This is a genomic window from Peribacillus sp. FSL K6-5616 (genome assembly GCF_038008245.1).
Classification (GTDB): domain Bacteria; phylum Bacillota; class Bacilli; order Bacillales; family DSM-1321; genus Peribacillus; species Peribacillus frigoritolerans.
Genome location: NZ_JBBOYT010000001.1, coordinates 5,388,989 through 5,403,115, shown reverse-complemented (window position 1 = coordinate 5,403,115; position 14,127 = coordinate 5,388,989). Strand labels below are relative to the sequence as shown.

The window sequence follows — 14,127 nt, the reverse complement described above, 5'->3', positions numbered from 1 at the left end:
CTCCCACAGTAAAGTGTGGGAGGCCTTCAACTTTAAAGATATTCACATGTTAGGTGAGCACTCATGACTGAATCTCCCGTTAAACCCCTATATTAAGGGATTTAAGCGATGCATCATGCCCGCCCATTCAATTAATAATTTAATAGGAAGTAACAAGGTAATAATATCAACACTTTTAGTTAAAGCCATCTAAGATAACTTCACAAAGTGTCATAATATTTCAATGTCAGGTGAGCAAATAGGTGAGCATTTTCAATTAAATTCTTATAAATAACTGGTATGAAGAACCTGAAAAAGCCCCCCTATTACAAGAGGAAGCCTAAACCTAATCCTATATTATATCGGAAGGAGAAAAGACTATCATGAAAATGAAAAAATCCTTAAATTGAATTCAAACTGCATTATAAGGAAATTGAACGTGTAACTAAAGTAAAAAACTGATTTAAATATTTATCATGCTAAAGAAGATACTTCAAACTTGGCCTAAAACAAAATTCGTTAACATTTGCTTTTTATCAAGATGGTGAAGTAAAAAAGAAACTAGATTTTATCGATCTCTCAGAAGATGAAATTCAGATAGTAAGCCCGAGATGCGTTTTCAGGCAGTATTGGCTGCATTACCTGGAATTGGTTCTTTGACATTTTTCCTTATTTAAAAGTGAAAACCAAAAATCATCGGAGTTATTCCCCTCAAAAGGAAGTAACTCCCTTTTCTAGAAACTTGGGCTTGATATTTTAACAAAACTCAGGCTTTGGGAATTCGACCTTGCCTCTTTAACTGCTTCAAAGTAAATAGATAAATAACATTTCTATATTATTTCCTTAAAAATCATCTATATTTGATATTTGTTTAATCTGACATTGAGATATATAATAAAAACAAGAAAAAAGAAAGCGTTTTCAATTTTTAAATACTTCGTTACTTCTCATACTATAAGGAGGATTTAAGATGAGCCAAGTAGAAAGAAAATCCAAAGTGCAGAAATTAATTGAGCAACAAAAATTCAATGAGAAAGACATTTCCAAGATGACAGATTCACAGATTGAATATTATCACTGGCTCTATTTTGATGACTCTGTTTATGATTATATGTAACTCAAATATAAAATGATAAAAAGCGGGAAAACCATTGATAATTCATGGTTTCCCGCTTTTACTTTTATTCTTTCGGAAATAACTTCTTGCAAATCCACTATTTTGTAACAAGTGAGTTTCAGTTGCTTTCTGACCTTGCTAGCTTTCAGCTGAAGAAAACAACATTCATTATGCAATGGAAGTTATCGTTAATATGTCTTCAGTGTCAGGAATGGAGGGAAAAGGAAGGACAACCTGGTATTCATCAAGAATAGGTTTTTTATTTAAGAAATAATCGTCCTTATCCTTTTTTTCATTTTACTATTTCTTAATGAAGTAAAGCACCCGTTACTTGAATTAGAAATTTAATTAGCTTTTCTTGGTCTTCTTAAAAAATAAATAACCAAAAACACCTAAAATTAATGCTATACCTCCGAAAACAATAACTTGATATATAATATCCCCTAACATAACCTGTTCCTCCTATTCTAAAAAAACATTTCCCTAAATCTATATACGAGATTTTCCCTAAAAAGGTTTCAACTGGTAGTTTGATTCTAAAAGTCTTATTAAACAAACCTGCCCCGTTAGTTGAACAAGTAAAAATGCACACTAGAGTCATTTAATGCTTTCATAACACAAAACCACAATTATGCAATGGCACAATTAAAAAGTGTAAATAAAAAAAGACACTTTCCAAACTTTAAAAATGTTCTTTAATAATTAACGGCTATAATGAACGACAGCTTCCTTGAACAGATAGTGGTAGTAAAGTTTGTTCCATGTTATAATTTTCCGAAGTAATCTTTGGATTGCTCATAAAAAATCGTCCTTTCGTAAATGGGGTGTGTGGTAACTTCATTTTACTAAAAAGGGCGATTTTTTTTTTGCATAAATTTCGTTAAAAAAGGGTTGCCCCTAAAAGTCATTTTCCTGACTTTTGGGACAGCCCCATTTCAATTTCAGCTATTTTAATACTAAAGAACGCTTCGCTTGCGCAATCTCAGTAGCCACATCTAAAATCATATCTTCTTGACCGCCGACTACTTTACGTTTTCCTAATTCGATTAAAATATCACGTGAATCGATATTAAATTTTTCAGCTGCGCGTTTTGCATGAAGAGCAAAGCTTGAGTATACCCCAGCATACCCTAGAGTTAGGCTATCTTTTGTAATTTCTTGAGGCGATTGCAAAATTGGAGCCACAATGTCTTCTGCCAAATCCATCATTTTATATAAATCCACCCCTGTTTGAATTCCCATCCGTTCAAGAACGGCTACAAGTACTTCTGTTTGCGTATTACCGGCACCTGCTCCTAAGCAGCGAACACTACCATCAATGCGAGTAGCTCCTTCTTCGATTGCGACAAGCGTATTTGCCATCGCAAGAGATAAATTATTATGACCATGGAAACCCACTTTAGTTCCTACAGATTGTTTAAGTGCACGTATACGTTCACGAACCTGCTCTGGAAGTAGATAACCTGCTGAATCAACTACATATACAGTATCTGCGCCATAGCTTTCCATTAATTTTGCTTGTTCCACTAATTTTTCAACTGGTGCCATATGGGCCATCATCAAAAATCCGACGGTTTCCATTCCAAGTTCTTTTGCATAAGCAATATGTTGTTGGGCAACGTCAGCTTCGGTAACATGAGTTGCAATACGAGCCATTTTTGCTCCCAAATTGGCTGCTTCTTTTAAATCATGTAAAGTACCAATACCTGGTAATAACAAAATGGCGATTTTTGACTTATCCGCAACAGAAACTGCGGCTTCGATTAATTCCATTTCATTTGTTCTTGATAGACCATACTGTAAAGATGATCCAGCTAAACCATCTCCATGTGATACTTCGATATAAGGGACATTAGCGTCATTCAATGCTTTGGCAACTTTAAGTACTTGATCTACAGTATATTGATGAGAGATCGCATGGCTTCCATCTCGCAACGCTACCTCAGTGATTAATATATCTTCATTATTTGTCATTGTATTTAGTACCCCTTTCTACAGTTCAAACTGTTTCTTTCATCAATAGATTTTTTGCGAATTCTTCTGCAATTCTAACACCCGCCGCTGTCATAATATCAAGATTCCCTGAATATTTTGGTAAATAATCCCCAGCACCTTCTACTTCTATGAAAATGGTTACTTTATTTCCATCAAAGATTGGTTCTGTACGAATACGATAGCCAGGAACATAAGATTGAACAACTTTAGTCATCTCTTCAATCGAATGCTTAATCGCTTCTTCATCCATTTTCCCTTCCTCTACTAGAGTATAAACTGTATCACGCATAAGAATTGGCGGTTCAGCAGGATTCAAGATAATGATTGCTTTTCCTTTTTTAGCACCTCCAACCACTTCGACAGCACGTGAAGTAGTTTCCGTGAATTCATCGATATTTGCACGAGTTCCAGGTCCTGCACTAAGACTTGAGATCGTAGCAACGATTTCAGCATATTCTACTGGACATACTCGATTTACGGCATGAACCATCGGGACTGTAGCCTGACCACCACAAGTAATAAGGTTGATATTATCTTTATCTAAATGTTCTTCAATGTTTACTGCTGCACACACAAATGGACCTACAGCTGCTGGAGTCATATCAATCACTTTTTTCCCTGCTTCTTTTAACACTTTCGCATTATAGAGATGAGCCTTAGCAGATGTTGCATCAAAGATAATATCCGCCAATTCTGGTGTTTCGAGAAATCCATCGATCCCATTATCAATGGACACATAGCCTAATTCCCTCGCACGACGTAAACCATCCGAATTTGGGTCAATCCCAATAACTGTCGTCAACTCTAAAACTTCAGATCGTCCAAGTTTTATCATAAGATCTGTACCAATATTTCCTGAGCCAAGAATGGCAACTTTTACTTTTGACAAAATAATTCTCCTCCTGCATTTGAATGTATTTTATAAATTCTTGCTTGTTTCTATATGATTATTACCATCTTTATAACCTAAACATTCCGAAATTTCAGACGATGATTTTTGAATTCTCTCTATTACCTCTGGAATCCGCTCTTCGTCAAACCTCATTTTAGGTGCAGCACAGCTAATAGAAGCGATTACATTTCCTTGATGGTTGAATATTGGAGCGGCTATACATTTGAGCCCTAACTCTATCTCTTCATCATCTATAGCATAGCCTTTCTCCCGTATTGACTTTAAATGATTTTTAATATTCGTTATATTAGTCATCGTGTACTCTGTATACGATTCTAAAGTCACAGATGTTAAAATCCTATCTATTTCATTTCGCTTTGGTAGGCAAGAATCACCTTACCAACACCAGTACAATGAACTGGAGCTCTTTTTCCAATATGAGAGTAAATTGTAAGGGCTCTGTGGCCTTCAATTTTATCAATGTAAATAACTTCATCTCTCTGTAACATAACTAAGTGAACGGTTTCTTTTTTTACTGTGTCCATTATTCGGGGTATAGTTCACACATCTTAGAGGCTTTTATATATTGTATCTCATTACAAAAAGTAATCTTACCTTATGAGACTAAAAAAATAGCAAACTAAATGCCATCTTTAAAGTCTTTCAAATCGCCAGACCATGTAATACAACATCCTTTTCCATATCATCAAGGGCATTATCTTTCTCCTACCTTCTCAACTGGTAAGGTAATGACTTCTGCAGTTATCTTTCGTTTCATTGGAAAGTAATATAAGGCAGCAGGTAAGAAAAGTCCTACAGTCCAAGCCAAATCTGCTCCATAAAGTGCTTTTGCAACAGGCCCAACATAAAAAGACGCATTGATAAAAGGAATCTCTGCAAGTATTGATGCTACAAATGCAAAGGAAGCAATCCAGTTGACTTTTCCATACTTACCATTTAGATCAAAGATACCTTTGACACTATATTCGCCTTGGCGCAGTATATATAATAGCTAAAGGTTAGCTGAATAAGGAAGTACTATGCATCGGCTGAACTTTGGCTTTAGGATCAATATAGGCTTTAGCATTATTGACTGCCGTAGGACCTTCACCAAATCCTGATGCAATTAATTTAACCTTCCCGTCATACGTACAAATATCCCCGGCAGCGTAAATGCCTGCAATATTTGTTTCTTGCTTAGAATTAACTATAATGGAATTTTTTTTAAGTTGGAGACCCCATTCTTTAATCGGGCCAAGAGAAGAAACAAAGCCGTAATTAATAATTAGGTCATCTATGTCAGCTAGTTCTTTTTCTTGAGTCTTAGTGTGTTCTAAAGTAATTTGAGTAATCTGATCCACTCCTACTAGCTCAGAAGGAACATATGGTGTTTTGACTTCAACAGAAGAATTCGCTAATTGTTCTACACTATGCTCATGGGCACGAAATTTATCTCTTCTATGTATCAATGTTACTTTTTCAGCGATAGGCTCTAGCATAAGAGCCCAATCAACAGCGGAATCTCCACCGCCTAGAATCGCTACTTTTCTTCCTTTAAATTGGTTCATGTCATTCACAAAATAATATAAATTCTTACTTTCAAACTTTGTTGCATCTTCTAGTTCTAGTTTGCGAGGCTGAAAAGCTCCATTCCCTGCAGTAATAATAATTGATTTAGAGAAATGAGTATCGAGGTTGGTAGTGACCTTAAATGTTTCGTCCGCTTGCTTTTCAATCTGTTCAACTGCTTCTTCAAGACAAATTGTTGGTTCGAATACTTTCATTTGCTCTTTCAAATTATCTACCAATTCTTGAGCTCTTACTTTTGGAAATCCAGCTATATCATAAATAAATTTTTCGGGATAAAGAGCCGTGAGCTGTCCGCCCAACTGAGGAAGACTCTCTATAATTTTCACCTTTGCTTGCCTCATCCCTCCATAAAAAGCTGTAAATAAACCAACTGGTCCGCCACCAATAATTGTTATATCATAAATCTTCTTGTCTTCTACCATTAGTAATCACCTCTAGTTATGCTCTTGTTAGAATTAATCGTTCAATACTGTACTAGTTAGTTTGAAACATCCTCACTGATCAAATCTCTAGAATTTTTTATTCGAATTTACAAGGATCACCATCAAAAGAACATTGAGCTACTTTAATAGACTCGGTTGGACACCCTTCTAAAGCATCTAGCATATCCTCCTCGAATTCATCAGGTATGCTGGCTGTTCCTTCATTTTTATCTAATGTAACAAACGCAATACCTTCTTCATCGTAATCATAAATTTCAGGAGCTGTAGCACCACATGCTCCGCAAGCAATACAAGTTTCTTTATCTACAATCGTATAGTTAGCCATTTTTCTTCTATTTTCTCCTCTCTAAACTGCAGTTTTATCCTGAGGTTTTATAATCATCTAATGTATCTACGTAAACGTACCGGCATCACTCGAGGTAAGTTCACCCGTTTGCAATACCATATAACCATGCCATAGAAGGAAGCTTCTTTTGGATGGAGTCAGCATCAAAAGCAATATGATGAATTCTATCACCTACTGTATCTAAAAACTCACGCATTATTCCTGGGTTTTTATCCGGTTCGATGAGTTCAAATTGGACAGTTGGCGTGTTTAGAAAAGCCAGTTTAGATTGCGAATCTGTTGGTTTACCTTTAAAAACAACTTTCGAAACATAACTGTCACCAGTTAGAAAAGATTCAGCCTTCTTAATACCTAACAATTTTGTAAAAGCTTCATTAGCAGATTCAATATTTTTTACGACAAATGCAAGCTGATTAATCTCTCTGTTGCCTAATAGTGATCCAGTAATGTTTACAAACCTTTTTTCTAAAGTCCGTTTATTTAATAGCCAAGCCCCCGCACTGACAATCCGCCATCGCTGGAAATGACTTCACCAGTAATCGCGCGTGCTTCGTCAGATGCTAACAGTACATACGCTGCAACGTGATCTTCTGGCATTTGGGCGATTTGAAGGGGATTTCGTTTTTTAATACTGCTTGCTTTCGTATCATTATCCACGATTTTAACAAATGGATGCAACGGTGGAATAACCGATAGTGCTGTCAGTGTGCCCCCTGGCGCTACCGCATTTACCCGAATATTTGGTGCGAGTTCGAACGCAAGCTGGCGCATCAGTCCGATTTGAGCGTGCTTGCTCGCTTTGTACCAAACGCCGCCGCCATCAGGATAGAAACTTGCACCAGATACTGAAAAAATAATATTACCATTTGTTTTTTGTAATTCTTCAAGAGCTGCTTTCGCGCCGAAAAAAGAACCTTTTACGTTAATATCGAGAAGGAAATCATACGCTTCGGAAAGAGCATCTGGAGTCACATCGGCAAATTTAGCAAACCCATCGAATACGCCAGCATTAGCGATAAAAACATCTAACTTTCCAAATTGCTTAACAGTAGCTTGGACAGCTTGCTCATTGTCTTCGTATTTGCTTACATCCCCTAATCCCCCCTTTTAAAAGAAGAAGGAACAAATACGATTCCTTACCGCTCAATTCCTTTTCCAATGTTCCCAATGCCTGATACTTACCGAAAAGAAACTTCCACTTTTCCTAACTCACTGAACTCAGCAGTAAACACATCCCCTTTTTGTGCAACTACTGCTGCGGATAAAGCACCTGATAAAATCACTTCTTCAGCTTTTAAAATGACATTATATTCAGACAATTTGTTCGCTAACCAGGCTACACATGTGGCCGGATGACCTAATACATCTGCCCCTGTCCCTTTGTTCATGAGCTCGCCATTTTTATAAAGATTCATTTCGATTTTAGTCAGTTCTAAACCATTGACAGCGAATTTTTCGTCTCCTAATACATAAAGCCCGCAGGAAGCATTATCGGCAACAGTGTCTTGGAGCTTAATTTTCCAATTCAGAATTCGACTGTCCACAATCTCTAATGAAGGAATGATGGACTCAGTTGCAGCTAAAACGTCTTCCGCTGTCACATTTGGACCTTTAAGATCCTTATTGAGAACAAAGGCGATCTCCCCTTCAACCTTTGGTTCGAAAAGCGAATCGACAGCGATGCTGCCCTTATTTGGAACACTCATGCTGTCCAATAAGTGACCGTAATCCGGCTGGTCGACTCCTAAAAGCTCTTGCATGGCAAAGGAAGTTAACCCAATCTTTTTCCCAACGATTTTCTGTCCAGCCTTGACTTTCTGATCAATCGCTTTTAACTGGACTTGATACGCTTCGTGAACAGTCAGGCTTGGATACAGATCGGTTAACGGCGTGACGGATTTTTTCGTTTGCTCTGCATGGAGCAAATGCTCGTATGCATCTTGTACTACAGCTGTTTTTTGTATGCTCAAAGAAAAAACCTCTTTCTTTTAAATGATAAAAAGAACTTTGATAGTACAGGTTTCTACACTTGCACTATCAAAGTTGGGTAGAAATATCAAAACTTATTTCACGGGAATTTTACTAAAAAAGTCAATAATGACCTTGTTAAATTCTTCAGCCTTTTCCCATTGTGGCCAATGTCCAGCATCGTTAATGACGGTTAATTCACTGCCAGGAATCATCTCTTGAATGGGTTTTGCTTCCTCGACAGTAGAGGTTGGGTCATGATCCGTCCATGCTAATAAGGTTGGAACATCAATCTTTTCACACCAGGATGGATCCCAGCTATAATTTTGTCGATATTCAATGTCTTGAAGGGCAACAATGTGATGAACAGCTTCTTGGTACGATGGCTGTGTATAAATTTTGTAACGAGCTTCAATAAGCTCATCGGTGACTTGACTCTTATCGTACATTAACCATTCAAGTCTGGTTTTTACATTTTCATAGTTTGCTTCCAGAACAGCCTTAACGGTGGATTCCTTCAGCTTTTTCATAACTTCAGCCTTGTTGTTAACATTTCCCGGAGTATTTAAAACTAATGCTTTAGCAATTCCAGGGTGATGGGCAGCGAACCATGCTGCGACCCAACCGCCTAGTGATTCACCAGATAGATAGACTTCTTTCAAGTCTAAAGCCTGGATGACCCATAATAGATGATCACTATAGGAATCAATTCCGTAAGGGCGATCTGGCTTTTCTGTGTAACCATGCCCGAGCATATCAATGCAGATTACACGGAAATGCTCACTCAACCCTCTAATGTTCCGGGCGTGAGCCTCAATATGACCGCCAGTACCATGAAGCAAAATAAGCGGTTCCCCAGTTCCTGCTTCTAGTACTCTCGTTTTAATTCCATTTGCATCCACATAATAATTTTTAAACTCTAAATCGGCTAAATCTGTCCAAATTGTCATCTCGTTCTCCTCCTCCTTTTTTTGAAAGTCTTATACTTTATGGAACTTGACAACGCCCATTCCCGTCACCCATTCTGGGATTGGCTCATAACAAGCAACCTCTGGTTCAAGCCCTTGAAGAATTCCTAGCAGCACAAGCCAGTTATGAATTTCCTGACCGCCATTGCCGCCATTTTCTTCGATAAAATCAGGGCCCCATTGTCTTAGTGCCTGATAGTCTTTTTCTGTAATCAATCGTAAAAATTCACGATCCCACTCTTCATTGACCGGTCCGGATTTCAAACTTGTCACACGTGTTTTGCGCGTGTTCAAATATTCGTCAAGCTGCTCAATTTCTTGACGGCCATTTGTTAGGACTTTAATTAGCTCTTGATCTTCAGGCTTTTCACTATCAATCTTTGGAATTGGAACCCAGTGAGAGATCCCTCCTGAAGCGACAATCGCTACCTTTTTATCGCTTTCCCATGATTCAATTGCTTTGCGGACGACTTCTCCGACTTGGAAACAGCGGTCCATTGTAGGCAGCGGCGGTGCTGCTGTATTCACGGCAATCGGCACAACCGGTATCTTTAGATCAGGGTTTAAAAAGTAGACAGCTTGAGTGTGGCCATGATCCACTTTCATTCTCATCGAAAAAGCAAAATCCACATTGTTCGCCAAACCTGTATCAAGAACATGCTTCGCTAATTCTTGATGGATAGGAATTTGATATTCAGGAATTTGCCAGTCGCCCCATCCTTCACATCGATCAATTCCAATCGTGAAGGAAGGCATATAATCATAATAATAACTATTGAAATGATCATCCGAAATTAAGACGATCACATCTGTTCCAATATCCTCCAGCCATTTTTTCATATGGGCAACGGTTTTTAGAAAACGCTGCCCTTTTTCTCCACCGCCAGCTTCATTTGTCATAATCATCGGACTATGTGACATTGCAACTCCTGCTACTATTTCAGCCATGTCTTCCACCCCTCTAATCTGAATATTTTTTTTACGATCCGGGCGGGGGCATTACCCCGTTTTAATCCATTTGTCAAAAATTCAATCGTTTCAAACAATAGATAGTTTCCCTTGCATGATTGTCGGAATCTCTTTTACAGAAGCGAGCTGTTTTTCAATGTTAACTGTTCGCAAATCTCATCATCGATCTTTTGGCCAGTGCTAAATCATCCGTTTTCTCATAGGTTGGTGAAAATCCCACTTAGCCTCCATAAAACATGATGTCGTTGACGGATTACACATCTACACTGCCCACTCTATATTTGATCATGCCTTTAAGTGTTACGGATCCAGTACCTTTACCAATTATTTCATAACAAACCAAACAAAATTGTCCAGTAATCTTATCGCTTATTTCAGTTTTACGATTATTTTCACTCAATTTTCAGATCTCCCAAAATGATACCCGATTGCAGTGCCAAGAAAAGCTGATAACTGGTTTGTAGATCATGGATATCAGCTTCTAAAATTTCACCTATTTTTTTTACGCGATAACGTAATCCACCAATTGACAAATTCATTATTTTTGCTGTTTTACCTATATTTTGGCCACTCTTAATGTAATAATATAGAGTTTTGGTTAACTCTGATTCTTTCCCTCGATCGTATTCAAGTAATTTCGAAAGCATTTTGTTGCAGAAATGCCGAATATCATCTATTTTTCCTGCGCGAAATAAAATCCCCACCGCTCCTAAATCATCAAAGTACATAATTTCCTTTTGATGATGGTTCATGTTTAATGAAATGAGAGCTTCATTGTACAGAATCGGTATATCTTCAAGAGACTTTGATCTTGAGCTCATCCCAATTTTAAAAGGGATATTAGGGTATTTTTCTTTTAGAAAACAAAGTAATTTTCTGATAAATTTATCGACGTTTATATCATTTTTTGAGAACAAGTCAACAGGCATCAACGCAGCTATGTTTTGAGAGTCTTCCGAGATTAAGATATTCAGATTACGATCCATAAAATATCTTGAAAGAACTTCAATTAAATCCATACCGCCGATTGGATCCTTTCCATTTGGATAAAAATTTGGATCCCCTTTCAAAACTAAAAATTGATACTCTTTGCCCAAATCCACTCCAATATATCTGGCCCTTTTGAATAATATGACAGGGTTTAAACGATTATTGATCATATCTTCTAACAATCCGCCTTTGATGTTTAACTTCAGTTCTGTATCCAGGATTGTTTCCTTGTTATAATTACTCACAGATCCGATGAGACACAATTGCTTCATTTTCAACCAATCAACTTCATTAAAAGAAGTGTTAATGAAGGAGCAATAACCTACACTCTTTCCTCTTGATACCATCGGAGCAATTAATCTCTTATGTTCATCAGATTGGACCAGTTCGACAATTTGCTGCTTCTCGATAAGTTCAGTCAGTTTGATGTGATTATATCCATCGAGATTATTTTTCTTTAAGCTCCTGCTATATTGTCTAGCCAGTTCCGGATCTAAGCCTATTGAATAAAGATAGTTAAATCCTAGATCTTCAAGAATAATGGGGATGTTTGTAAGCTGATAGCATACGTCGGCCAATCGTGTTTCTCCAACGCCATTTAGAAACTGCCCGATGGCTTGGTTATTGAAATCCAAGGCAGCCTGCAGGTTATTTTTTTCAGTTAAAACTGTATCAAGGCAGTTCAGAAGCATTTGTGGCAGACCCGATTCGAACTCCTTCTCTGTGAAGGTATAGTCTCCATAATGTGACGACATTTGAACAAACATTTCCAATGCTTTAGGATAATCGAACTTATTTTGCAATATATTCACCCACTTTAGAAAGTTACAAGCTTAATTAGCTAAAATTCGCATTTTAAAATTATTCTACTTCTCCTGAGTGGGCTTGTCGATTCCTTGCATATTGCCATGCTATCTCATCCTTCACCTAAACCGCTCTGATTGCGAATTGGAATTAAAAGTACTTTTCAATCTCTAATCTTTAGTTTCTCCAGCAATCCCTGACTTCCCGTTTTTTTACGAAGACCTCGAATGCCCCAGCCTCCGTCGAAATTCAATACCTCTCCTGTAGCCGGAATATTGTCATTTCGCGAGGCAAAAAATACGTAAGCCCCAGCATAATCTTCTCCGCACAATATACGCCCGATCGGAGCGGCTGACTCTACATTCTCCTTACCCGGTTCCAAGTCAACGTCTTTGTACCATTCATTATACATGCTAGTTAAGGACCTATTTTCCATTTCAAGTGAGGCAGGTCCTCTCAAATTCGTTAATGCACCGCCAATGGCAATGCCGTTCACCCGGATGTAAGGTGCCAATTCATACGCCAACTGGCGAACCAAGCCGACAACGCCGTGCTTGGTGGATGTGTAAAGCGGTCCGCCTCCGCTTGTGTAAAATCCTGCATTCGAAACCGTAAAAATCATATTCCCCCGAGTTGCTGCTATTTGCGGCAGACACGCCTTTGCCGCAAGCAAGTAACCCTTGACATTAACATGAAACATTTCATCAAATGCCTGATCCATCTTGTCTTCTGGAAGATCCACCAACGACATGTTGTAATCCCAAATACCGGCATTTGCAATGAGCGTGTCAATTTTCCCAAAACGTTCAACGCACTGGTTGACTGCAGACTTGAGGTCACTGAGTTGACGCACATCTCCCACCATTCCGATAACATTTTCACCATACTCTTGTTCAAGCTGACGAAGACTATCCGCCGACCTGCCAAGCACTGCAACCTTGGCACCCTCAGCCACGAATCGTTCCACGATGGAACGGCCGACACCGGATGAACCGCCTGTAATCAAAGCCACTTCATTGGCCAATCTCATATTAGATCCCCCTCACTCGTAAAATAGTCACCTTTTGCTTGCTCCTTGAGCATTCGCTTCTTGCTCCTCAAAGTACCCGTCTTCAAAAGCCACATATACATCGTCTCCATCAACCCGTACTGGATACTTTTCCAAAGGTTTCCAAGGTGGGGCCATCTTTACCTCTCCCGTGCGGGCACAAAACTTACCCATATGCAATGAGCAAACGATGACATCTCCCTCTAGATAACCGCCTTCAGACAGCGACCATTTGGCGTGAGAACAGCGGTCTTGTGTTGCAAATACTTCGCCATTTACTTTAAACACCGCTACTGCCGTGTTTCCCTCCACTACCTTTAACCCCTCATCATCCGGTAGATCAGACAACTTGCAAACATTTGTAAACTTCATAATCTATTTCCTTTCAACTGTAGTAATGTTTAAAAAAAGACAGACAAGTTATTTGCCAAAAGCGTACTTTGATCAATCAAAATTGTTCGACGGGCAATTTTAAAGCCCAATCCTCCCTCTGAACGACGCAGTACATCTCGGCGCTCACCCGGAAAAATATCTGCCTGATGTTCCGAACGGTTACGATACACGATAAATGACGATGCTACCTCAATCGTGTTCGGTTCCTCCATTTCCCGAATAATGACATTGGAAATAATATGCCGTGTACGTGAAACCGGATTCTCCGCCCAGTTCACCCCCGATACTCTCGCTCGAATACGTCCGCGCATCGTTTCATGGGTATCATCATAGTGCGCACCTTTTCCTAGCGGCGCATACTCCTGCGACACTTCTCTACCTAATCGGTTCATACGAATTGGCATCCAATAATGAATATCCTTGTCCATCAGTTCGAACCACGCTTCAAACTCCGAGTGGTCTAACAGCTGCGCTTCCTTGTAGTAAAACTGCTCAATTTCCTGTTGCAGTTCCAGACTCGTACTACTTTCCGCCCATTTAAACGGTTTGATTAACTCCATTATTTCCATGACCTTCATCTCCCCTTGTTTTAATCCTAAATCGTATGACATCCGATCCCTCATAT

At 38.7% G+C, this 14,127-nt stretch carries 16 protein-coding genes and 2 pseudogenes; 1 reads left to right on the top strand and 17 read right to left on the bottom strand.

Going from position 1 to position 14,127, the window contains the following annotated elements:
• Nucleotides 1-949: 949 nt before the first annotated feature.
• Entirely contained in the window at nucleotides 950-1,096 is a 147-nt protein-coding gene (locus tag MHB45_RS26360; protein WP_127777491.1) for a BH0509 family protein, read from the top strand.
• A gap of 348 nt (nucleotides 1,097-1,444) precedes the next feature.
• Here MHB45_RS26360 and MHB45_RS28400 read toward each other — a convergent pair whose 3' ends face one another.
• The 17 genes and pseudogenes from MHB45_RS28400 to MHB45_RS26280 form a co-directional block, all read right to left on the bottom strand.
• Nucleotides 1,445-1,546, bottom strand: coding sequence for an LPXTG cell wall anchor domain-containing protein (locus tag MHB45_RS28400; protein WP_142398510.1), 102 nt, complete (start codon nucleotides 1,544-1,546; stop codon nucleotides 1,445-1,447).
• 495 nt (nucleotides 1,547-2,041) lie between these two features.
• Complete coding sequence (gene dmpG, locus MHB45_RS26355; RefSeq protein ID WP_048680384.1) at nucleotides 2,042-3,070, bottom strand: 4-hydroxy-2-oxovalerate aldolase; 1,029 nt, start codon at nucleotides 3,068-3,070, stop codon at nucleotides 2,042-2,044.
• A gap of 25 nt (nucleotides 3,071-3,095) precedes the next feature.
• On the bottom strand, nucleotides 3,096-3,980 hold the full coding sequence (locus tag MHB45_RS26350) for an acetaldehyde dehydrogenase (acetylating) (protein WP_048680378.1): 885 nt from the start codon (nucleotides 3,978-3,980) through the stop codon (nucleotides 3,096-3,098).
• A 30-nt stretch (nucleotides 3,981-4,010) separates the two neighbouring features.
• Nucleotides 4,011-4,492 (bottom strand): annotated as a pseudogene (locus MHB45_RS26345) (IclR family transcriptional regulator).
• A gap of 206 nt (nucleotides 4,493-4,698) precedes the next feature.
• Nucleotides 4,699-4,983: a cytosine permease gene (locus MHB45_RS26340; RefSeq protein ID WP_226990420.1), complete on the bottom strand. Its 285-nt coding sequence runs from the start codon at nucleotides 4,981-4,983 to the stop codon at nucleotides 4,699-4,701.
• A gap of 19 nt (nucleotides 4,984-5,002) precedes the next feature.
• Nucleotides 5,003-5,995: an NAD(P)/FAD-dependent oxidoreductase gene (locus MHB45_RS26335; RefSeq protein ID WP_048680375.1), complete on the bottom strand. Its 993-nt coding sequence runs from the start codon at nucleotides 5,993-5,995 to the stop codon at nucleotides 5,003-5,005.
• Between the two features lie 97 nt (nucleotides 5,996-6,092).
• Nucleotides 6,093-6,341 carry a ferredoxin gene (locus MHB45_RS26330; RefSeq protein ID WP_048680372.1) on the bottom strand — a complete coding sequence of 83 codons (249 nt, stop codon included), beginning with the start codon at nucleotides 6,339-6,341 and terminating at the stop codon, nucleotides 6,093-6,095.
• Between the two features lie 100 nt (nucleotides 6,342-6,441).
• Nucleotides 6,442-6,780 carry a VOC family protein gene (locus MHB45_RS26325; RefSeq protein ID WP_260089038.1) on the bottom strand — a complete coding sequence of 113 codons (339 nt, stop codon included), beginning with the start codon at nucleotides 6,778-6,780 and terminating at the stop codon, nucleotides 6,442-6,444.
• A 62-nt stretch (nucleotides 6,781-6,842) separates the two neighbouring features.
• A pseudogene (locus MHB45_RS26320) lies at nucleotides 6,843-7,445 on the bottom strand (SDR family oxidoreductase); the annotation flags it as partial.
• A gap of 95 nt (nucleotides 7,446-7,540) precedes the next feature.
• On the bottom strand, nucleotides 7,541-8,332 hold the full coding sequence (locus MHB45_RS26315; protein WP_048680368.1) for a 2-keto-4-pentenoate hydratase: 792 nt from the start codon (nucleotides 8,330-8,332) through the stop codon (nucleotides 7,541-7,543).
• Between the two features lie 93 nt (nucleotides 8,333-8,425).
• Entirely contained in the window at nucleotides 8,426-9,280 is an 855-nt protein-coding gene (locus MHB45_RS26310) for an alpha/beta fold hydrolase (RefSeq protein WP_048680366.1), read from the bottom strand.
• Nucleotides 9,281-9,310: 30 nt separating this feature from the next.
• Entirely contained in the window at nucleotides 9,311-10,246 is a 936-nt protein-coding gene (locus MHB45_RS26305) for a DODA-type extradiol aromatic ring-opening family dioxygenase (protein ID WP_048680362.1), read from the bottom strand.
• Between the two features lie 274 nt (nucleotides 10,247-10,520).
• Entirely contained in the window at nucleotides 10,521-10,667 is a 147-nt protein-coding gene (locus tag MHB45_RS26300) for a hypothetical protein (RefSeq protein ID WP_153246097.1), read from the bottom strand.
• Nucleotides 10,660-12,060, bottom strand: a complete 1,401-nt coding sequence (locus MHB45_RS26295; protein WP_048680359.1) for a PucR family transcriptional regulator — start codon at nucleotides 12,058-12,060, stop codon at nucleotides 10,660-10,662. Before MHB45_RS26295 ends, MHB45_RS26300 begins: the two co-directional genes overlap by 8 nt.
• A 164-nt stretch (nucleotides 12,061-12,224) precedes the next feature.
• Entirely contained in the window at nucleotides 12,225-13,091 is an 867-nt protein-coding gene (hcaB, locus tag MHB45_RS26290; RefSeq protein ID WP_048680356.1) for a 3-(cis-5,6-dihydroxycyclohexa-1,3-dien-1-yl)propanoate dehydrogenase, read from the bottom strand.
• Between the two features lie 27 nt (nucleotides 13,092-13,118).
• Complete coding sequence (locus MHB45_RS26285) at nucleotides 13,119-13,481, bottom strand: non-heme iron oxygenase ferredoxin subunit (RefSeq protein ID WP_048680354.1); 363 nt, start codon at nucleotides 13,479-13,481, stop codon at nucleotides 13,119-13,121.
• Between the two features lie 29 nt (nucleotides 13,482-13,510).
• A complete protein-coding gene (locus MHB45_RS26280) occupies nucleotides 13,511-14,113 on the bottom strand; it encodes an aromatic-ring-hydroxylating dioxygenase subunit beta (RefSeq protein ID WP_202186544.1) in 603 nt (200 codons plus the stop codon).
• Between the last annotated feature and the right edge of the window lie 14 nt (nucleotides 14,114-14,127).